Below are 21,604 nucleotides of genomic sequence, written 5' to 3'. Positions count from 1 at the left end.
ATAGGAGAATGTGATTTTGCTCTTGTTTTTCTATTCACTCTGAAAAAATAGCTAATTTAAATTTATTTATATAATGATGAAAATTGAATCTTAAATAGCATTAATAATGAATTTTTTGTTCTTTTGTTTCTATTTTAATCTGTATTAAATATTATTTAAGGGATAATTATCTAGTGTTGATTTTATTCATTTTTCTAAAATAAATTTGATAATTTAAAATATACCTACATTGGTAGGGGTTTTTGATCAAGATCTCAAAATTGAACATTTGTTAATTGAAAAGCAATAATGGGGGAGTAATTTGAAGGTAGGTCTGCATCATAAGACCAAAGTGTCTCGGGCTAGAGTGAGCGACTTAACCCGAGTGGAATTTCAATATTATTAATCGATTTTTGTTAAGTAATATTTGACAGTCTGTCGTGCTCCAAGTGTCAACAATTGTTGGTATGCGATTTTTATTTTATTAACAATATCATTGTTTTGTGATATTTCTGGGCTAAATATTGCATCAATTTTTAATAGGGCATCAACGGCTTCTAAAGATGTACCATGGTGTTGATAAATCTTCGAAAACTCGTCGCTAAGTGGGTCCTTGATGGGAATAGGTTCTCCGTCCTCATTGATACCACTGACATATCTCATCCAGGCGGCAACGCCTAAAGCAAGTAATGGGTAGTCTGACCCCTTTTTCTGGTGCCAAAGTATAGAGTCGAGTAGGCGCTGAGGTAGTTTTTGGCTACCATCAACGGCTATCTGTGCTGTTTTATGTTTAATTGCTCGATTAGCAAAGCGAGTTAATAACTGTTGGGCATATTGGTTAAGATCAATATTATCAGGCAAGCTGAGAGTCGGTTTTTGTTCGGCTAGCATTATGCGTTGTACGATTTGGTAGTAATCCTGATTTTGCATGGCATCTGATATAAACTCATAACCGCCTAAATAGCCTAAATAAGCCAGGAATGAATGGCTGCCATTTAACATTCTTAGCTTCATCATTTCATAAGGTGCCACATCCTTAACAAATTGCGCTCCCACATAGTGCCAATCAGGTCGGCCGTTCGCAAAGCAATCTTCAATAACCCATTGCCGAAATGGCTCACTGATAACCGCACAAGGATCATCTTCACCTGTTAATTGCTTGATTTCAGCAAAAGAATCTTCGGTCATCGCAGGGACTATTCTATCCACCATCGTGCTTGGAAATGTGATATTTCGCTTAATCCACAATGCTAATTCACTATCTTGTTGTGCAGCCAAACTTAAAATAGCATTTCGTGCAACCTCACCATTATTTCTAATATTGTCGCAAGAAAGTATGGTCACAGGGGGAAGATTTTGTTGAAAGCGTATTTTGAGAGCGGCAAGGATATAGCCTAAAACAGACTCTGGCGTTTCAGGATAGGCGATATCGTGGCGTATTGCAGGATGTGATAAATTGAGTTTATTCGTTGAAGGATCAGTGCAATAGCCTTTTTCTGTTATTGTCAAAGAGATAATCGCAGTCTCAGGCGCTGCCATTTTTTCAATCACGGCATGTACCCCATCAATACGTGGGTGCATCGCTTCTTTTATTGAATTAATCCGTGTTAGCGTGGTTCTTTCTTCATCTTTTTCTAATAGTACGTAAGTGCAGTGGCGTTTCTTTAGCTGACGGATAAGTTCTGCCCCGCGCGCCGACATTAAGTTTATTTCGCAATACCCCCAATCAGATTGAGATTGTTCAATTAATAGATGTGTATAAAGTGCTTGATGAGCACGATGAAATGCCCCGAAACCAAGGTGTACTATTCGAGGAACTAACTGATGCCTGTTGTTATCCATTATCACTCCCTATCATAAAAAGAATATGCGCTACGCACACTTTACTATTTTTGATTTTAAAAACAATTTTGTTTTAAATTGTAGATAAAAATAGAAAAAGTGTCATGAATAATAAAAGTGTACAACGTTAAAATATTTATTAAAGAAATAATTTGGTTATGATTTTAATTTATTGATTTATATGTATTTTTATTTATTTTTAAAGTTGGTAATTCGATGGTTGAGTAGAAGGAAAAATTGAATTATTCAAATGATAGTACTGCTTTATCGATTAAATTTGATTTCGATCTCATTTTTAAATAAATTAAGAACAATTATGTTCTAAAATAATTGTCTCAGTGTTAGTTTCAATGGTGCGCGCTTTTTGTCCGTTTTGTTTGAACAAAACATACCTCAAATAATGTATTCCTAAAATGTAGGGGGCAGTATGAGTGACACTATTTCAGAACAATTAGCCACAGATACCGCGGTTGATAAGCCCGCGGCAGATAAAAAAACGATTAGAAAAGTAATGATGGCAAGCGTGTCAGGCACCGTAATTGAATGGTATGACTATTCACTCTATGGCGCAGCAGCAGGATTGGTGATTAACAAACTTTATTTTCCAAACTTATCACCAACAATTGCAACGCTGGCTGCATTTTTAACTTTTGCCGTCGGTTTTATTTCACGACCACTCGGTGGTGTGATCATTGCCCATATTGGTGACCGCTATGGGCGAAAACCAGCACTCATTTTTGCAATCGTCTTAATGGGGATTGCGACATTAGCGCTTGGGTTATTACCCACGTATTACCATATCGGCATTTGGGCAACGATTGCTCTGGTTATTATTCGGTTAATGCAAGGGTTTGGATCAGGGGCTGAATTAGCAGGTGCGCAAACCTTTGTGGCGGAATATGTCCCCATGAAGCAGCGGGGCTTCTATACATCGCTAATTAATGCTTCTACGGGGATTGCAATTTTGCTCTCCACAGCCGCATTTTTTGCCGTGACGCAGCTACCCGATGAAGCTTTTATGAGTTGGGGATGGCGGATACCTTTCTTGTTATCCATCGTTTTATTTATTGTTGCGATTTATATCCGTAAGCAATTAGATGAAACACCTGAATACGTTAAATCCGTTGAAAAAGCGGAGAAAGAGAAAAAAGAGCAAAAGATCCCAATTAAAGAGCTTTTTATACATAGCCGAAAAAATTTATTGTGTGGCTTCTTCAGTTTAGCGGGGCACCAAGCAAATGGTTATGTTCTTAGTGTGTTTAGTATTAGCTATCTGACCAATACATTAGTAATGGAAAAATCAGATGGATTGATGGCGTTAATGGTTGCTGTGCTGGTGAATACAATAATGACTCCTGTCATGGGACGTTTAACGGATAAATACGGAACTACGACCATTTTCTCTTTCGGCGCTATTTTCTTAGGTGCTTTTGCTTTTCCTTTATTCTGGTTTTTGGGGAGTGGCAGTTTAGTACTAGCAACGCTCGGTATGTGTATTGCGTATGGTATTGGACACGGTGCTACGTCAGGTGCACAAGGTGCATTCCTAGCCAATTTATTCCCAACACAATATCGTTATTCAGGTATTGCACTTTCACGAGAATTAAACAGTGTGATTTTCGCAGGATCAACTCCCGTCATTGCGACCGCCCTTGTTACCGTTGGTGATGGCAAACCCACCTATGTTGTTTATTACCTGATTTTCTGTTGTGTACTGACGTTAGCCGCAGTGCAAATGGCGAAAAATTTAAAACAGCATCAATAAGGCCATTTGTGGTCGTATCAATATTTAAATATGAGGTTCGTATGAATATTACTATTTCCGACACGAAACATGCACTAGGTGAAAAAGCCAGTAAAGCTGGAGTGCAGGCCATTAAACAAGCAATGCGTGAAAAAAGCGAAATTGCCATTATTGTTGCCACTGGTGCCAGTCAGTTTGAAATGTTGGATTGCTTAATCAAAGAAGATATTGATTGGTCAAGGGTGACTATTTTTCACCTAGATGAATACATTGGCCTTGATGAGACTCATCCAGCGAGTTTTCGCCGTTATTTGCAAGAACGTTTAGTGGATAAATTACCCACGCTACACCAATTTATTGGTGTGAATGGTTCTGCTGCTGATATTGGAAAGGAAATTCAACGGCTTAACGAGATTATCTCGCAGTATGAAATTGATGTCTGTTTTGTTGGTATTGGTGAAAATGCGCACTTAGCATTTAATGATCCACCCGCTGATTTTCATGCTACCTCTGCATATCTTGTTGTTAATCTTGATGAAGATTGTAGACGACAACAACTGGGTGAAAAATGGTTCGCGAGTTTAGATGAGGTGCCTAAACAGGCTATCTCGATGAGTATTCCACAGATCATGCGTTCAAAATCATTAATACTGAGTATTCCTGATTTACGAAAAGCGAGGGCGGTGAAAAACACACTTGAAGGAGAAATCACTCCTCGTGTGCCTGCATCTATTGTTCAAAATCATGCCCAATGCCAAATATTTTTAGATAAAGATTCTGCGTCATTGTTATCAAAGGTTGATTAAGGAAAAGTATTGAAGGAACAAATTATGAAAATGACGGGTGGCTTATTTGATATTCAAGTCAATGGTTTTGCGGGTGTTGATTTTAATGACGAAAAAATCACCGCAGAGGCATTGGATCATGCGTTAGAGGCGATGTTAAAAACAGGCGTCACACTCTGTTTGCCAACATTAATAACAGCATCGGAATCATCTTTGATAAAGCGCTTTCGAGCGCTTGATAAGGCGGTATCCACAAGTCGCTTAGGGCCATGGATGGTGCCTGGCTATCATTTAGAAGGCCCTTTTATTAATTCAGCAATAGGCTATGCAGGATGTCATCCACCTAACGAAATTATTAAACCTGATGTGCACTTGATAAGTCGGTTAGAGCAGGAAATCACTAAGCCAATCTTATTGATCACTTATGCACCTGAGTTTGATGACGATTTTCAATTTACAAAGCAGTTAGTCGCGGAAGGTAAATGTATTGCAGTGGGCCACTCGAATGTTAGCTTTAACCAAATGGAAGCGGCAGCCAGCGCAGGGGTTTGCATGAGTACCCATTTAGGTAATGGGATCCCTCAACATTTGCATAAATTGGAAAATACGCTGCAAGCTCAATTAAGTTGCGATGCGATTGGCGCAAGTTTTATCGCAGATGGGATCCATATTCCATTTCCTGCGTTAAAAAATTTATTGCGAACAAAGACGGTAGCAAGGTCAATACTGGTTACTGATGCCGTCAGCGCAGCGGGATGTCATCAAGCTGGGGTCTACCAATTTGCAACAATGTCGATTGAGCGGGCGGCTGATGGCACAGTACGGGTACCAGGAGAGGTCAATTTAGCAGGGTCTAGTTTAACGTTAGATCAAGCCATTCGTAATGTTGTGACACATAAAATGGCTAAATTTGATGAGGCAATCATGATGGCGAGGATGAACCCATTACGCTATTTGCAATCAGCGTTCGACTTCCATGGGATAGTCCCTCAAATATCTGCGGTGAAATGGGATGAAAACATGAATGTCGTCAGTTGTGTATTAGGAGAAGATATCGCGCGCGAATATGTATTTTAAAATAATAAGCTATAGAATGTGTTAATAACTCAGTAGCTAGAGCTAAAGGTTTGCTCTGGCTACTTATAGGTGTAATAAGTGTTTATACCTAAACCTTCTTCTTGCCTCTTGCGCTTCTCTAATGTTTTGTTTGTATTTTCTTTTGTGGATAGGGATTGATTGACTGCTATTCCTTAAGGCATACTTTGTTGATAGTGATTCACCATTTTTCCGCACATATAAGGGCTAGGCTGCCGATAAATAGCGTATTTTCCCAGTCGTTTAAGACAATTGTTTTTAGGGTAAGCTATTGATTAAACAGCTTTATATCTCACTATTATGATACTTAAACAAACGACAGGTTTTCTTTCTCACCTACCGATAACGCAACCCATAACCCACGATAAAGAGCGTATATTTTTTGCTATTTTAAATGGGCAAATCACAACTCGCCGCGAAGCCGTGAAGTTGTTGAATATTCGCTCGACAACAGTGTCTGAATATGTTGCACAACTTCTTGATAGCCGCTTATTAACTGAGACCATTAGCCAAAATTCAGGTCGGGGAAGGCCATCAATGGTTTTAGTTGTTAACCCTAACCGGTTAATTACATTGGTTTTTCAAGTGATTAGCTTGTCGTTGCACGTTTTTGCTATCAATTTAGTGTCAAATGTTATTGCTCATGAGCAACTCGAGGCATCCCCAGATTGCGATAATCAGGCATTGGCCGATAAGTTTAGCCAGCTCCATGAAAAAATTATGGTAAAGATCCCGAAATCAGCCGAAGTGGCTGGGTGCGTGTTTTCTCTAGGGGGAATTTTCGATAGCCAAACTTACCATTGGATACATGCTTCCCGATGGCCTCGAATGAATAACCTGAATATCAAAAAATTGTTTCCAGAGAATTATCGTGTCGTTTTGTCGCGTACGCTGGATGATGAACTGATGCTTCATGTTCTTGAACGCAATAGAAGTACTTTATTACTTCATTGGGGATATGGCGTTGGTGTTGCATTTAGTACAGCAGATAACCAGATTAACGTAGGTGGGCACGGGTTTGGCGAGATAGGCCATTGGCATATTCCCCAGCAAATAAAACCTTGCCAATGTGGGCAAGTGGGATGTTTAGAAACGGTGGCCGCGTTATGGTCCATCGGGCCTGATGTGCTTGGAAATAAATTCAAGGCACATGATGACGAGGAAAATATCGCTGAAATATTAGCAAGCTGTGATTTAGCCAGTAACCCCGTCATGCAGCAAGCAATTATTCATATGGTGGATGCAGCATCAAATATATGTCGGGTGTTTTTTCCTTCACGCCTCATTGTTTCAGGCCCATTTGTGAAAAATCCACAAGTTTGGGCGACTTTTTGTGAAAACTTTCAGCAGCAAAATGCATTTTTTGGACAAACTCTTCCAGAGCTTTCAATGAGCCAAATTAACCGCAACTCTCGCATTTATGGCGCTGCTTTGCCTGTTTTGGAACAAACATTATTGGAATTACTTGCTCAATAAACTCAACGATAAGTCATCAACTCTCAGCCCTGTGATCATCAAGGGCTAAAAGCGCTTAAGTATTAAAAGCCCTAACTGACTGTGCTTCCCTGCGCCAGTTTCATCACAAACTTCATCATCGTTCCCCCACCATCATTGATAACAGCATTGCCATTATCATCGCGAACTTAAGCCCCGAGCGTATTTTGAGGATATTATTGGATAGAAAAAGGGAATAAACGTGAGCTTGGTTGATGGTATTTTCAAAATCAATGGTATTTATATCTCAATTAGTTTGGTAGCGTGGTGGGTAATTTCAGTGAATAACAAAGGTGAATGTATGGCGCAGTGGCTACTTTTTGGGGCAGGTGGGAAAGGGGTTGGGAACATGATAGCCCAACTGGCGATTACAAATCAGCAGCAAGTGGTGGCAGTGGTACGCAATACTGAAGCCGCAGAAAAGTTGTCATTACAGGGGGTTAACGTATTTGTGGGGGATGCTTGCGATAAGGCCATCGTGACCGCAGCATGCCAAGCGGCGGGTACCAATGCAACGGTGATTTCCACCATGGGAGGCTCACAAGATTATTTAGCGAACCGTACAGTGATTGACTGTGCGGAACAAGAAGGGATCTCCCGTATGGTATTGGTGACATCTTTGGGATGCGGGGATTCATGGCAATATCTTTCTTTACGGGCAAGAGCTGCTTTCGGACACGCCGTAAGGGAAAAATCACTGGCTGAATCATGGTTACAAACCAGTTCCCTTGATTTTGCGATTGTGCGACCAGGCGGGTTACTTCATGGGGATGCGACAGGAAAGTCCATTTTGCAGCAAACTGTTGAAGCGCATGGGTTAGTGATGCGGGCAGATGTTGCTGCGCAGGTTTACCAACTTGCGAGTCAAACAGAATTGAAAAATCAAATCTATAGCCTTATTCAGCCAAACCTGACTATCAGTAAATAAGGCTAGATTATCGTTATCAGCCTGTTACCATTGATCGCCACCGCGAAAGTCGCAGTACAGGGATTCAGTAAACTCAACAGAATTATCTCTAGACCAGCCCATCACGCCGCCTTCTTAGCCTTCAGAGCGGACGTAGGCGCCTTGGCGTAATTCAAACAAGGTGCCTTTCCACACTTTCCAACCAAGGGATTGATACAGATGGAACCCTTCGTCAGAGGCCGACAGCAAGCCAAGTTGGTAGCAATTGTTGATGATCGTATTTGTCATAGACATCAATTCACGCCCAATACCTTGTCGGTTGGCTGATTGAATCACTATTTGATCAACAAAAGCGGAAAGAAACGCTATGCCATGTTTTACCAACGGGTCAGCAAACACGCTTTGAAAACTTAATCGAATCAAGTTTAATTCAAGCTCGGATTTAGGTTGTTTTAAATTGGGTCGCGTGTAAACACACGCAACCCAATAGTTATGAGTCACAACATTATTGATTTTGTTCGTCTAACTGAACTAATGTGAGTAATAATTGACTCAAGGCACCATAAAAACCGAATTCATCATAACGTTGGCAATTGTGGCTAAATGTAGGTAACCACTGTAATAAGCACGATAAGGTTTGTTGGCGTAATTGCCTGATTTTTTCGTGATCGATATGGGGTTCACTGAGTGAAAAATGCAGGTGACTGAGTAATTCCAAAAAGATGGAAAGATGGTCTAACGGTTCATTAAATACATCACTGGTTTCCATTCCTGCTTCGAATAACAAACTCGCAATTTGTACGTTATTTGGCGCATTACTTGGGTAAACCGAGGCATAAGGTAAGGCAGATTGTTTATCTGACATTAAAAATAGGCTACAAAAATCCGCAGCTAGTTCTAATTGGGCGTCAGGTCGATGCGTAAGGGCATCGATTTTTATCTGTAATTCATGCGTTGGTGCAATTAATCTCGGTTCTTGCTCGATAATGGTAAACCAGTCCACCCTATCGGTGGACTGAAGCTGTGCCAATTGGGCGCTATCTAATTCACGTGAGAATAGTTGTGCTAGCCATGCATAAATACAGGCTATCTGTTCCCCGGTTAACACGCTGTTCTTGGTCATTTGTTCACCTGTGATGCAGGCACATATTCACATTGTGCTACCATTTCAATTGGCCCATCAAATGCACTAACGCTATCTAATTGCCCTGTGAATTTCTCGATCTCCACTAAGGTGGTATGTGCGCTGGTAGCCTGGGCGAGTTGTGATGTACCAATATCTAACGTTAATACGTTAGGGTTGCCATATTTACAAAGTGCATTGATTTCACCGCCTTTGGTAGGATCATACCAGGCACCTTCGTGAATACGGGCAACACCTTGCGCATACAAGTCAGAAACCACAGCACCAGCCAGAACTTGCCCGCGGTCATTAAAGACCCGAACCACATCACCGTTATGAATTCCACGAGCTTTGGCATCTTGAGGGCTGATAAATACGGGCTCTTTGCCACTGACAGAATAATATTGGCGTAGTGCTGGGGACTCACATAATTGCGAGTGTAAGCGAAAATCAGGGTGAGCAGACTGTAAATGCAAAGGCCATTGTTTAGAGCCTGGGCCACCATGGGAGCGCTCAACTTTTTCAAACCACATTGGGTGGCCTTGGCAGTCATCGTACTGCATGTCTGCGATGGTTTTCGAGTAAATCTCAATCAAGCCGCTTGGTGTGCCCAATGGTTCTAAATCTGGATCTTCCCTAAAGGCTTGATGGCGAACAAACATTTGTGGATGTTCAAATTCCACATAACCGTCTTTTTCCCAGAACGCATCAAAAGCAGGTAAATGGATCCCGCGGCCTTTTCCTTGCTGGCTGCCTTCTTGCCAAATACGTTTCAGCCAGCCCATTTGGTCTAAGCCTTCGGTGAATGCGTCTTCACGCCCAAAACGGCGGCATAAGTCACGGAAAATATCAAAATCGTTACGCGATTCAAATTGCGGCTCAACTAACTGTTTCATCGCAATAATGCCGCGATTAGAGTGGTTACCGTATTGGTCGAGGTCATTACGCTCAAATTGCGTTGTGGCAGGCAAGACAATATCGGCAAAACGGCAGGTAGATGTCCATTGGTTATCAATCGAAACCACCGTTTCAAGCTTACGCCACCCCTCAATAATACGGTTAATTTGCTGGTGGCGATGGAACGGGTTAGTACCCGCAAACACGCACATTTTTAATGGCGGTAGTTTGACGGATTTACCGTTCCAATTAATGGTTTTACCCGGCTCTAGAATCGCATCAATAAAACGCGCGATTGGAATGGTACTGCTATAGCCCTTGTAATCGTTGCTGTCGTGGATTGGAGGGACTTTGGTTGAGCCAGAAAAGCCACTTAAAATAATTCCTTGGCGGCTTGGTGTGCCTGCACCGTTATAGTGCCAGCCGAAACCAAACCCACCCCCAGGTAAACCAATTTGGCCTAACATCGCGGCGAGCACAACAATCATCCACGACCATTGTTCGCCATGCTGCATGCGCTGCACACACCAACCCGCAATAATTTGCGTGCGGTTTGCCGCCATTTGACGTGCAAGTGTGCGGATTGTTTCAGTATCAATACCACAAATTTTAGCTGCCCATTCTGCATCTTTGGCTTGCCCATCTTTTTCCCCCAGTAAATAGGGTAAGAATTGCTCAAAACCAACACAGTAATCTTTAAGGAAGTTTTTATCGTGTAAATTTTCCGTGTATAGCGTGTGGGCTAAAGCGAGTTGTAAAGGTACATCGGCTTGTGGATTGATGGCGATGTGTTGAACATTGTCGCGTCCAAGATAATCATGAGTAGAGGTAATGATTGGGTCGACACTAATTACTTTTATCTCACCACTTGCTGCTTTTTCTTTTAGCTGCTCGTAATAAGCATATACGTCGTGGTCTGGGCACCACCAGTTAGCTTGTTGGTTTTTAATGAGATCAGAGCCCCATAACACGATGGTTTTACTATTTTCTAATACCAGTGGCCAAGAAGTTTGTTGCTCATAGACCTCCATCGAACCCACTACGCGAGGTAAAATAACCTGCGCAGCTCCCGTGGAGTAGTCGCCACCCGTGCTGACGCTGTTACCGTGCAGGGCGATAGCGCGGGCAAGCATCCCAGAAGCATTATGGAACATCCCCGTTGATTGCCAGCCACTTGCGGTTAATAACCCGCTTGGGCCATAAGTTGTCTGAATGCGTTCAAGCTCTTGATAGAATAAATCTAGGGCTTCATCCCACGAAACACGCACAAATCGGTTATCGCCCCGTTGGGTGGTATCACTTAAATGGCGCTTGCGTAGCCAATCAACCCGCACCATTGGGTAGCGAATGCGTGCAGTGCCATGTACGTGGTCAGGTAAACCAGCGATCATTTTGGATGGAAATTTGTCGCGCTCAAATGCTTTCGCTTCGATAAATCGACCATCAACAACGGTGGCGCGAATCGCACCCCAGTGCGATCCCGTTAAAATGCCTTCTTGTACAACAGCGGTTTGTTCTGCTGCCGTTGCTGCACTGGCTTTTCGTGGGGTTAGTAATGAAGGACCTAGCATCCCTGCCACCGTTAGCCCGCCTAGTTGGGCAAGAAAGCGTCGACGAGAAGCTTGAAATGTCGGATTATTTTTCATTATTTTTCTCCGTTGTCACCATGTGCAGCACCACCTGTATCAGATGCATTCATTTGCAGGTATTTCAATAAGGTACGTTCTTCGCGCTTATCTAAACTGGTAAAGCCAATCATGCCATTTAGGGTGCCTATCCAGCCGTTGGCGTCGAAGTGGGCGATGTCAGGTGCACCGTGGCACTGGTTGCATGAGCCGTTGTACAGGGAGTCTGCATAAGCCCAAATTGGTTTGATATCGTTGACCATATCCCCTTGCTGCATCCACGCAGTGGCTTGCAATTTGCTCCACGAGGTATCAGTGGCTTCAACGGTCGTGCTTTCGAGGGTTTTTACATTTTCTTGAACATCACCACGAATGGACGCAACGAAAATACGTTTGCCTGGTAACTCAGAAAGTACACGGCGGCGGCCATCGGTTTCTGTCCAACCCGTAATTTCGACTTGTAGCCAATCACCATCGCGTTTTAACACTTTCACTTCAGATGCTGGTAACAGTGAGCCTGCTGGGTCTTTATCGCCTTTTTGAGCATAAAGCGGTTTGATATCAAGGGAATATAATGTATTGCCATCGTCATTTGCTTTGGAACGTAATTCATCGAACTGTTTACGAAAACCGCTGCTCATATCGGGTAATTGGTGGGCAATCCCTTTGTGACAATCGATGCAAGATTGGTTATCTTTCGCTGCAATTTGCATTTGGCGTGCCGCTTCTGGGTTTTGCTTAGCGTGATCCATTGAATCGTAATCATGGCAGGAGCGGCATGTCGCGGAATTATTTTCTTTCATGCGAGCCCACTCGCGTTCTGCAAGTTCTGCACGTTTCGCTTCAAATTTTTCTGGGGTATCGATCGAATGTGCGATAAATGTTTGATAAATATCATTGCTCGCTTCGAGTTTACGTTTAATCATGCCAGGGAGGTCATTTGGTATATGACAATCGTGGCACTCTGCACGAACACCAGAAGCATTTTGGAAATGAACAGATTGTTTATATTCTTCATAAACGGTTTCCATGCTGTGACAGCTAACGCAGAATTCCGTTGTACTGGTGACTTTCATTCCCACATGAGGAACAACGATGAGTGCAACGCCGACAACAATACCGACGATAAGTAGTGTGAGCATTGACCAGCGCGCACTTGGCCTTAATAACGCTCTCCAGAGTTTCCGCATAATATCCCCTAAAATAATATGGTTTAATACAGAGGATCTTATTCAGCAAATATGAATAGCGGTACTGGTCAGGATGAACAGCATGCGGCAAGATGTGAATAAATATGAACAGATATGAACAGAAGAGAAGAAATTGATGGCATCACATCATATTGTGGTTGTTGAAGACGAACCCGTGACTCAGGCACGGTTGCAAGCCTATTTTGAGCAAGAAGGGTATCGTGTTTCGGTCACGGGGAGTGGTGCGGGTCTGCGTGAAATTATGGAGCTTCAGCCTGTCGACCTGATTTTATTAGATATTAATTTACCTGATGAGAACGGATTGATGCTCACAAGGGCACTGCGAGAGCGATTTACGGTAGGAATTATTTTAGTGACAGGGCGCTGCGACCAAATTGACCGTATTGTTGGTTTAGAGATGGGAGCGGATGACTATGTGACGAAGCCGCTGGAATTGCGGGAGTTAGTCGTGCGTGTGAAAAATCTTTTATGGCGCATTGACTTAGCGAACCAAGCGCACTCGCAACCTATTTCCCAAGAAAATTGCTACCAATTTGCAGGTTATTGCCTCAATGTGTCTATGCACACGTTAGAGTTTAACCAAGAAACCATAAAATTAACGCGTGCTGAATATGAAATGTTAGTGGCTTTTGTGACGAATCCAAGGGAAATTCTAAGTCGTGAGCGGTTATTACGTATGTTATCAGCACGCCGCGTTGATAACCCAGATTTGCGTACTGTCGATGTGCTGATCCGCCGTTTGCGTCATAAATTAAAGGCGGATTTATTGGTTACTCAGCATGGTGAAGGTTATTTTTTAGCGGCTGATGTATATTGATAAACAGGGCGAAATCCCCCAGGAGAAAGTGAACAACGTAAGTGCTCACTATCGGCATTTTTCTGGGTTAATACTAAAATGGGCGGGCTAATATTATCTGGTACGGCATGGCCTTTGAGCACATTAATTGCTTGTTCAATGACGAGTTCCCCTTGCCAAACCATTTGGTCGCTGGCTGCCATGATAATTCGGCCGCGTTTTAAGCCACGATAGACTTGGTGGGACAAGTAAAAAGAAACAATATTGAGTGGTTTTGCAAGGTTTCGTTTTTCACCCATCGCAGCCTCTGCGGCAATGGCCGTACCGACCACCACATCGGCATCAGGGTGACGCTCTAGCATTTCATGTAACAAATTACGTTGAATTTCAAGGTCGTTATCACCATGGGCAATATCAAGAATAGTTACATTGCTTTTAGCTATAGCTTGTTGGAAACCGTCTTCCATTTCTTGACTGCCACCTGCATCACGAGGGCCTGGCATCAGTAATACTTTTAATGGGTTGCCTTTGCTCCATTGAACAAGGTAACGACCAGGTTGATAGCCCATTTGGAACCAAGGTACACCCACGCGAGTTTTAATGATGTTATTGTGAGTGGCATTTATCACTTCAATAACAGGTAAATGACCTACTTGTTGGCTTAAGTTAGGAAATGATGTGGTGCTACTGCCTAGCAACAACGCGTCGGCTCCCCATTGTTGGCATTGGGAAATTTGTTTTTGCTGAGTCGCTAGCTGATTATAACCGCCCGCTTCCAAAACTTTTAAATCGACACCGTAAGTCTGGGCTGCTTTTTGCATACCATAATTGATGGATAACCAATAAGAATCTTTTAAACTTGGGTAAAGGGCACATAACTTCCAAACTTTGTCGGTTTGGGGCGTTTGGTGTTTTTGATGACTGAAAGACAAATTATCTTGCCAACGCAATAGCGACTCGTTTTTATCCGCAGCATAACCGAGTGCCGCGTAAAACGTGACGAACAGTAAAATAAATGCGCGCATGATAGCCTCACTGGTCATAAACCTTTATCCTAAATGCTTTTGTAATATGAACTCAACCTTTATTAACCGCTAGGTACGTAAACTGTGAATTTATCACTAACTCGACGATTGTGGATGGGCTTTGCCTTAATGGCCGCATTGACGTTCATCAGTACCCTAGTGGGCTGGTATAACCTCCGTTTTGTTAGTCAGGTTGAGCAAGATAACACCCAAGCCCTAATTCCAACCATGAATATGGCGCGCCAATTAAGTGAAGCCAGCGCATGGGAGCTTTTTTCAGCACAAAATTTGACTAATGCAGATAATGAAAACAGCTGGCTTGCCCAAGGCCGAATGCTAACAGCACAAAGCTTAAAAATTACGAACTTATTGAAAACCCTTCGTGAACAAGGGTTTGATACATCAGCAATTGAACAGCAAGAAAAAGAGATCGCCAAGTCGTTAAGCCAACAGGGGGAGCTTGTTGGCCAACGGCTGACGTTGCGTAATACACAGCGACAACTACGCCAACGAATTATTTCAGCGGCAGGGGAAATTGCGCAGTTAGCTCATGGGCAGGCAAATAATGCCACAACCTCTGCAGGAGCAACGCAAGTTAGTTTATATGATTTAATTGAAGAAAAACGAACTTCATCAGCGCAGGCGGCACTTGATCGCTTAATTGATATTGACCTTGAATATGTCAGTCAAATGAATGAATTACGGCTCAGTGCGATGCGTGTTCAACAGATGGTGTTAAATTTAAGTACATTGCCATTAACCCCAAATACAGTGGAGTTAGATAACCAACTCAACCAAGCAGTGAAAATCCTCCAACGTCGGCAAAAATACATTGAAGATCCTGCAGTTCGTCACCAAGTAGGAAATGCATTAGACATCGTTAGCCGTTATGTGGAGTTGATTTCGCTATATCGCCAAGAAAACGATATCACCACGCGTTTACAGATTTTATCGCAAAATAATATTGACCAATTTGCACGCTTTAGCAGTGAAGTTACCCAACTGGTTGATACGATTGAACAACGTAATCAAACAGCACTTGTCGAACTCAAGCAAGCCAGTGAACGGGGGCAAAACTGGTTGTTGTTACTCAGTGTTGTGTCACTTTTTTCATTTATTTTGATTTTATGGCGTGTGGTTTATCGGCTAGTGACTAAACCACTCGCGCAGCAAACACAAGCTCTCCAGCGGTTACTTGAGGGGGATATTGATTCCGCATTTCCTGAAACAGCGGGGGTGAAAGAATTAGACACCATCGGTCGTTTGATGGATGCGTTTCGCTCAAGTGTTCATGCGCTGAATAGTCAGCGTGAACAGCTCGCCGATCAGGTCAAAGCACGGACTGCGGAATTACGGGTATTGGTGGTAGAGCACCGAAAAGCACGCGCCGAAGCGGAAAAGGCCAACCACGCAAAATCTGCCTTTTTGGCTGCCATGAGTCATGAAATTCGCACACCGCTATATGGTATTTTAGGCACAGCGCAGTTGTTATTAGAAAAGCCACCGCTTAAGCAATATCGTGAAGATTTGCACGCCATCACAGATTCAGGTGAGTCTTTACTGGCTATTTTAAATGATATTTTAGATTACTCCGCCATTGAAGCAGGCGGGCAGAATGTTTCTATCAGCGATGAACCTTTTCTACCAAAACCGCTACTAGAAAGCACATTATATTTAATGAATGCGAGCAATAAAAACCGCGCTATCACAATGGTGGCAGATATTGCGGATGACTTGCCTGTGGCACTACAGGGCGACCCATTACGTATTAGACAGATTATTACTAATTTGTTGAGCAATGCACTGCGCTTTACACAGGCAGGGCAAATTACCTTACGCAGTTGTCGTTTTGGTAAATACTGGTTTATTGAGGTAGAAGATACTGGGTGTGGCATTGAAGGCTCGCGCCTAGCTGATATTTTCAAACCGTTTGTGCAAGTGGATAGCCAACGAGGCGGAACAGGTCTTGGGTTGACCATCAGTGCAAGCTTGGCTGAGGCCATGGGGGGAGAGCTTACTGTGAATAGTGAGTTGGGTGTTGGAAGCTGTTTTCGTTTAACATTACCCCTTTGCCCTGCGTTAAAGCCCATTGATAATTCTTCTGATTTACCTGTTAACATGCATGGTGTGAGTTTATTGCTGATTGAAGATAACCCGTTGACACAAAAAATTAGTAGTGAAATGCTAATTTCAAGTGGGGCGAAAGTGACAGTCGCGGGGTCAGCGGCAGAAGCGCTGGCAATACTCTCGCAACAACCTTCCTTTACTGCTGCACTAGTCGATTTTGGCTTGCCAGATATTGATGGGATTACATTAGCGAAGCAGTTATCAGAGCAATATCCGTTGCTTCTCCTGATTGGTTTTAGTGCCCATGTGATTGATGAAACGTTGCGACAACGTACTCATAAAATTTTCCGTGGGATCATTCAAAAGCCTGTTCCGAGGGATACACTAAATCAATTAATTACTAAATATATTTCGGGTGGGGAATGCATTTCAATTCCATCTATTATTCCTGAGAATATACAGTCAGTTAATTTAGTGCAATTGGAAAATGATGCACAATTAATGGGTTACCCAAAAATCAAGGACTGGGTAGCTATTTTTAAACAGCATTCTTTCCCCTTATTGGCTGATATTGAGGCTGCTTATCAACATAATGATACTGAACGTATAAAAAAGTTGGCTCATCAATTAAAAAGCAGCTGCGCCAGTTTAGGCCTACAAATGGCGATGGCGACGTGTGTTCTTTTAGAAAAAGAACCTTTACAATCCACTGAATTAAGAAAAGAAATAGAAGATGGGTTACAAGTGATTGAGAAATGGTTGGAAAACCAATCGAATTGATTCAAGTTTCAAATGTTGTGAAAAAGGCGATTTAATCGCCTTTTTACGGCATCATTGTTTACCTTGCAACTCTTAAGCCACCTTCGACCCCTTGCGGGCTCCATAAAATTTGCCATAACTGGATATCACGGGCTCGAAAAGCGCCAGCACAGGCATTCAAGTAATAAGAAAACATCCGTTTAAAGCGCGGTGTATAATTATGCTCTAGCTCAGGCCAAGCTGATTGGAAACGTGAATACCACGCCATAAGCGTTTTATCATAGTCAGCACCAAAGTTATGCCAATCTTCCATCACTAATTTGTTTTCGCTACTTTCGCCAATATTTTGCAGTGAAGGCAGACAACCATTTGGAAATATATATTTATTGATCCATGCGTCAACATTTACCTTATTTCGATTGGAACCAATCGTGTGCAATAAAAATAGCCCATCTGGTTTTAAATTTCGTTTTACCACATCAAAATACGTTGCATAATTTTTGGGGCCGACATGTTCAAACATGCCAACGGAAACAATGCGGTCAAATTGGGCATTAAGATTACGGTAATCTTCTAACATAATTTGCACATCAAGTTCAGCACATCGCGCTTGTGCATATTTCTGTTGCTCAGCCGAAATCGTTACACCCGTTACCGACACTGAAAAATGTTTTGCAGCAAAAGCTGCAAGGCCTCCCCAGCCACAACCGATATCAAGTAAACGCATTCCTGGTTTTAATTGCAGTTTTTCGCAAATCAGTTTTAATTTTTGTTCTTGTGCTATCGGCAAGTTCTCGGGGGTATTATCTAAACCTTTCCAATAACCACAGGAATATTGCATATAAGGGTCAAGCATCCGTGAGAATAGGTCGTTCCCAAGGTCGTAATGCTCTTCACCTACAATGCGTGCGCGTTTTGGTGTTTGTAAATTACGGATGCGTGCAATCGCAATTTTCAGTATATCGCTGAAATTATGTGGTAGTTTTTTATCGAGACCATGGCGGAGTACATGGTGGAAAAAAATATCTAAACGTTCGCAATCCCACCAACCCGCCATATAACTTTCACCAAGTGCAATGGAACCTTGTTGTAAGACATGTTTATAAAATTGGTCATTATGGACACGAATATCGAAAGGTTGGGAGCCATTAATTTCAATGCCAGCTTCGCTTAATAACTCACTAACAATGCGCTTCCAAGAGTCGACAGAGGTTTTTTGATTAACAGCATGTTCAGTACTCATCTGATCTCCAATTTTTAGCAAAGTGGGATTCAGAGAGCTTTATTTGTGACGTATTCGCGGTACAGCAAAACAGGAATATTGACCACCACTGTATGGCAGACAGTGTATTAGCGTTATTGTTGCTATAAATAAAGCTCAAATCCAGTTTCAGATAACTCTCTAAAAAATATAAAACCTTCAGTGTGAATTTCAATCAAAATTACAACTAAATAACATAAAAGGCACTTATCACCAAAAAACAAGGTGAATTAAGGGGATATTGCCCTTATACCATTATATTTTAGTATGACTTAAGTGAGTGACAAAATGATGAACACTATTTTTATAAGTAAGTTTAGATAGTTACAGATGTGTAGATGGCTATTCTTGTTTGCAGATAATCTTAGTGGGTAAAATAGCGCTCAATAAATTATTGAGCGCTATTAATCAGTTTAATCAACAATGATTAAACGAGTGGGGAATATCCGTAACGAACGGTTTCAGTTTCTTCGAGGTGAATTTGGGTTACCGCAGGTTGGGTATTGGCAATGATTTGTCCATCACGAATAGAGTAACTCACTGGCACTTGACGGCGCACCGCATCGAAACCATTTTCAGCAGGCAAAATTAACAGACTTGCGCGTTTACCTTCACTGACACCGTAGTCTTGTAAGTTCAAGGTACGTGCGCTGTATTCACTAATCAGTTTCAATCCATTATTGATTTGCTGATAACCCATTAATTGGCAAACATGTAACCCCATATGCAGGACTTGCAACATATTGGCTGTGCCAAGTGGATACCACGGGTCAAAAACGTCATCATGCCCAAAGCACACATTAATATCCGCAGCCAGCATCTCTTTTACTCGCGTGATCCCACGGCGTTTTGGGTAGGTATCAAATCGGCCTTGTAAGTGAATGTTCACTAACGGATTGGCAACAAAGTTGATTTTCGACATTTTTAACAAGCGGAACAAACGGGATGTATAAGCACCGTTATAGGAGTGCATCGCTGTAGTGTGGCTCGCAGTCACACGGGAGCCCATGCCTTTCGCGTGTGCTAACGCGGCAACAGTTTCCACAAAGCGCGATTGCTCGTCATCAATTTCATCACAGTGAACATCAATCAAACGGTCATACTTTTCAGCTAAAGCAAAGGTTTTATGGAGTGATTCCACACCGTATTCACGGGTAAATTCAAAGTGAGGAATTGCACCAACGACATCAGCACCAAGGCGTAGAGCTTCTTCAAGGAGTTCTTCACCATTTGGGTAAGACATAATGCCCTCTTGTGGAAAGGCGACAATTTGCAAATCGATCCATGGCGCCACTTCTTGCTTCACTTCAAGCATCGCTTTCAGTGCCGTTAACGTAGGATCAGACACATCAACATGAGTACGAACATGTTGAATTCCATTCGCAATTTGCCATTTCAAGGTCTGCCATGCGCGGTTTTTCACATCATCGTGTGTGAGCATCGCTTTGCGTTCTGCCCAACGTTCAATCCCTTCGAATAAGGTACCAGACTGGTTCCAGCTAGGTTGTCCCGCCGTTTGGGTTGTATCTAAATGAATGTGCGGCTCAACAAAAGGAGCCGAAACTAACCCACCTTCACCATTTAAGCTTTCTGGCAAGATCTCGCCATCCACTTGCGGGGTAATTGCAGTGATTTTTTGGTTATCGATATCGATGCGCCATAAGCCATTACGCTCAGGTAAGCGGACATTATGGATATGTTTAATAGTTTGATTATGCACGAGTTAGCTCCGAATCCGTGGCACGGCGGCGGTTTAATAAAGGATTAAGTACAGCGTAACACAAAGCGCCCCCAAGGACGGCATTAACAGGCACAATTCCAGGTAACCAATGCCCCGCAATGACACCCGCTGCAACAGCGATTAACGCACTGACATTCACATCACGCATTTTACTGCGATCGAATGTTTCATAACGATGGCGATACATCAAGTAGTCAGCAATGATTATCCCACCTATCGGTGGAATGGCGGCAGATAAGAAGGTTAGCCAGCCGACAAAGTTGTTATACAGCCATAATGCACACAAAGTACCAACTAACCCATTCACAATGGATAAGGCTTTACTGGATAACCCAGTAATGTTGGCGAAGCCTAAACCTGAAGCGTAAAGGGCATTGTCATTGGTTGTCCAAATGTTTAAACCCAAAACGATAATTGCGGGTAATAACAAACCTTGGGCAATCATGACATCTGAGATATCAGCCATTCCGAGTGACGCGGCCCCAGCTGCACCAAAGATAAACATCAATGAGTTACCAAGGAAGAAAGCCACGAGTGCGACTAAAACGGCGACTTTCGGTTTGCGACCAAAGCGAACAAAATCTGCGGTTAAGGTGCCTGCGCTGACGAATGAGCCGACCACCATGGCAAGTGCCAAATTAAAATCAATCGGTTTTGCAGGGACAACGGCTTGCAGTGCGCTCATTCCCCCCATATCGGTGATCGCGAGGTAGACAGAGTAACTCCCTAATATAGCAATCGCGGGAACGGCGACGATAGAAAGGACGGTTAATGCGGAAATACCGAAAAATACGGTGACGGTCATTAAAATGCCTGAAATACCAATCAACCAGTTAATGTCCCAGCCTGTGGCTTTACCAACAGGGATAGCAAACATCGCAACACCCACACCAAACCAGCCGACTTGCGTGCCGCCAAGTAAGAATGAAGGGAGCCATGAGCCTTTAATACCGAAGGAGTAACGCGCGAGGAGGTGAGTTGTTAAGCCAGTTTTTGAACCGATAAAACCAAGAAATGCGGTGTAGATACCAAGAAGAAGATTACCAATAAGAACTGCGAGGAAGAAATCATGAAAATTAAGACCGGTACCGAGAGCGCCTCCGGTCCACATACTGGCTGAAAAGAACGTTAAACCTAGCATCACAAAGGTTAATGCTAGTCCGCCTTTTCGCGCGGATATGGGCACGGGCCCATGGCTATAATTTTTATCTTCAGGCACGATTGTCTCCAGTTATTTTTCTCAGGCCAAAAAA

Annotated in this window: 15 protein-coding genes and 1 pseudogene; 7 read left to right on the top strand and 9 right to left on the bottom strand. The window is 42.7% G+C overall.

Translation table 11 applies throughout. From position 1 onward, the window contains the following. Positions 1-381 precede the first annotated feature (381 nt). Positions 382-1,821, bottom strand: coding sequence for a mannitol dehydrogenase family protein (locus tag AABS66_RS12295; protein ID WP_430224974.1), 1,440 nt, complete (start codon positions 1,819-1,821; stop codon positions 382-384). A 427-nt stretch (positions 1,822-2,248) separates the two neighbouring features. On the opposite strand from AABS66_RS12295, the gene AABS66_RS12290 reads away from it, so the two are divergent. The 5 genes from AABS66_RS12290 (at position 2,249) to AABS66_RS12270 (ending at position 7,867) form a co-directional block, all read left to right on the top strand. Next, the gene (locus tag AABS66_RS12290) at positions 2,249-3,586 is read left to right on the top strand and encodes an MFS transporter (RefSeq protein WP_430224973.1); all 1,338 of its coding nucleotides are present in this window, start codon (positions 2,249-2,251) and stop codon (positions 3,584-3,586) included. A 41-nt stretch (positions 3,587-3,627) separates the two neighbouring features. Continuing rightward, complete coding sequence (locus AABS66_RS12285) at positions 3,628-4,371, top strand: glucosamine-6-phosphate deaminase (protein WP_430224972.1); 744 nt, start codon at positions 3,628-3,630, stop codon at positions 4,369-4,371. A gap of 24 nt (positions 4,372-4,395) precedes the next feature. Further along, complete coding sequence (locus tag AABS66_RS12280) at positions 4,396-5,427, top strand: N-acetylglucosamine-6-phosphate deacetylase (RefSeq protein ID WP_206082815.1); 1,032 nt, start codon at positions 4,396-4,398, stop codon at positions 5,425-5,427. 318 nt (positions 5,428-5,745) lie between these two features. Continuing rightward, complete coding sequence (locus AABS66_RS12275) at positions 5,746-6,921, top strand: ROK family protein (protein WP_430224971.1); 1,176 nt, start codon at positions 5,746-5,748, stop codon at positions 6,919-6,921. A 319-nt stretch (positions 6,922-7,240) separates the two neighbouring features. Beyond that, positions 7,241-7,867, top strand: coding sequence for an SDR family oxidoreductase (locus AABS66_RS12270; protein ID WP_206083031.1), 627 nt, complete (start codon positions 7,241-7,243; stop codon positions 7,865-7,867). 24 nt (positions 7,868-7,891) lie between these two features. On the opposite strand, the pseudogene AABS66_RS12265 reads toward AABS66_RS12270, so the two are convergent. The 4 genes and pseudogenes from AABS66_RS12265 to torC all read right to left on the bottom strand — a co-directional run. After that, positions 7,892-8,185, bottom strand: a pseudogene (locus tag AABS66_RS12265) (GNAT family N-acetyltransferase); the annotation flags it as partial. A gap of 166 nt (positions 8,186-8,351) precedes the next feature. Next, positions 8,352-8,969 (bottom strand): molecular chaperone TorD, encoded by a 618-nt coding sequence (gene torD / locus AABS66_RS12260; RefSeq protein ID WP_349422148.1) that lies wholly within the window; start codon positions 8,967-8,969, stop codon positions 8,352-8,354. Continuing rightward, positions 8,966-11,512, bottom strand: coding sequence for a trimethylamine-N-oxide reductase TorA (torA, locus tag AABS66_RS12255; RefSeq protein ID WP_371007049.1), 2,547 nt, complete (start codon positions 11,510-11,512; stop codon positions 8,966-8,968). The genes torD and torA overlap by 4 nt, the downstream gene beginning before the upstream one ends. Next, the gene (gene torC / locus AABS66_RS12250; protein ID WP_206082809.1) at positions 11,512-12,681 is read right to left on the bottom strand and encodes a pentaheme c-type cytochrome TorC; all 1,170 of its coding nucleotides are present in this window, start codon (positions 12,679-12,681) and stop codon (positions 11,512-11,514) included. Before torC ends, torA begins: the two co-directional genes overlap by 1 nt. Positions 12,682-12,817: 136 nt before the next feature. On the opposite strand from torC, the gene torR reads away from it, so the two are divergent. After that, positions 12,818-13,519 carry a two-component system response regulator TorR gene (torR, locus tag AABS66_RS12245; RefSeq protein WP_272539068.1) on the top strand — a complete coding sequence of 234 codons (702 nt, stop codon included), beginning with the start codon at positions 12,818-12,820 and terminating at the stop codon, positions 13,517-13,519. Here the strand turns inward: torR and torT are convergent. Further along, positions 13,492-14,523, bottom strand: coding sequence for a TMAO reductase system periplasmic protein TorT (gene torT / locus AABS66_RS12240; RefSeq protein ID WP_430225001.1), 1,032 nt, complete (start codon positions 14,521-14,523; stop codon positions 13,492-13,494). The genes torR and torT overlap by 28 nt on opposite strands. 84 nt (positions 14,524-14,607) lie before the next feature. On the opposite strand from torT, the gene torS reads away from it, so the two are divergent. Further along, positions 14,608-17,370 carry a TMAO reductase system sensor histidine kinase/response regulator TorS gene (gene torS / locus AABS66_RS12235; RefSeq protein WP_430224970.1) on the top strand — a complete coding sequence of 921 codons (2,763 nt, stop codon included), beginning with the start codon at positions 14,608-14,610 and terminating at the stop codon, positions 17,368-17,370. A 58-nt stretch (positions 17,371-17,428) separates the two neighbouring features. On the opposite strand, the gene cfa is transcribed toward torS, so the two are convergent. From cfa to codB, 3 genes are all read right to left on the bottom strand, one after another. Then, the gene (gene cfa, locus AABS66_RS12230; protein WP_206082806.1) at positions 17,429-18,592 is read right to left on the bottom strand and encodes a cyclopropane fatty acyl phospholipid synthase; all 1,164 of its coding nucleotides are present in this window, start codon (positions 18,590-18,592) and stop codon (positions 17,429-17,431) included. 445 nt (positions 18,593-19,037) lie between these two features. Continuing rightward, positions 19,038-20,330, bottom strand: coding sequence for a cytosine deaminase (locus tag AABS66_RS12225; protein WP_430224969.1), 1,293 nt, complete (start codon positions 20,328-20,330; stop codon positions 19,038-19,040). Then, positions 20,323-21,570 (bottom strand): cytosine permease, encoded by a 1,248-nt coding sequence (gene codB / locus AABS66_RS12220; protein ID WP_206082804.1) that lies wholly within the window; start codon positions 21,568-21,570, stop codon positions 20,323-20,325. The genes AABS66_RS12225 and codB overlap by 8 nt, the downstream gene beginning before the upstream one ends. Between the last annotated feature and the right edge of the window lie 34 nt (positions 21,571-21,604).

The sequence above is a fragment of the Providencia sp. SP181 genome (assembly GCF_050446505.1).
GTDB classification, from domain to species: Bacteria; Pseudomonadota; Gammaproteobacteria; order Enterobacterales; family Enterobacteriaceae; genus Providencia; species Providencia vermicola.
This window is presented reverse-complemented; position numbering and strand designations above follow the sequence as displayed.

Coding starts and splice junctions, on each gene's coding strand:
- AABS66_RS12295 (WP_430224974.1), bottom strand. CDS start 1,821: ATGGATAACAACAGGCATCAGTTAGTTCCTCGAATAGTACACCTTGGT.
- AABS66_RS12290 (WP_430224973.1), top strand. CDS start 2,249: ATGAGTGACACTATTTCAGAACAATTAGCCACAGATACCGCGGTTGAT.
- AABS66_RS12285 (WP_430224972.1), top strand. CDS start 3,628: ATGAATATTACTATTTCCGACACGAAACATGCACTAGGTGAAAAAGCC.
- AABS66_RS12280 (WP_206082815.1), top strand. CDS start 4,396: ATGAAAATGACGGGTGGCTTATTTGATATTCAAGTCAATGGTTTTGCG.
- AABS66_RS12275 (WP_430224971.1), top strand. CDS start 5,746: ATGATACTTAAACAAACGACAGGTTTTCTTTCTCACCTACCGATAACG.
- AABS66_RS12270 (WP_206083031.1), top strand. CDS start 7,241: ATGGCGCAGTGGCTACTTTTTGGGGCAGGTGGGAAAGGGGTTGGGAAC.
- torD (WP_349422148.1), bottom strand. CDS start 8,969: ATGACCAAGAACAGCGTGTTAACCGGGGAACAGATAGCCTGTATTTAT.
- torA (WP_371007049.1), bottom strand. CDS start 11,512: ATGAAAAATAATCCGACATTTCAAGCTTCTCGTCGACGCTTTCTTGCC.
- torC (WP_206082809.1), bottom strand. CDS start 12,681: ATGCGGAAACTCTGGAGAGCGTTATTAAGGCCAAGTGCGCGCTGGTCA.
- torR (WP_272539068.1), top strand. CDS start 12,818: ATGGCATCACATCATATTGTGGTTGTTGAAGACGAACCCGTGACTCAG.
- torT (WP_430225001.1), bottom strand. CDS start 14,523: ATGCGCGCATTTATTTTACTGTTCGTCACGTTTTACGCGGCACTCGGT.
- cfa (WP_206082806.1), bottom strand. CDS start 18,592: ATGAGTACTGAACATGCTGTTAATCAAAAAACCTCTGTCGACTCTTGG.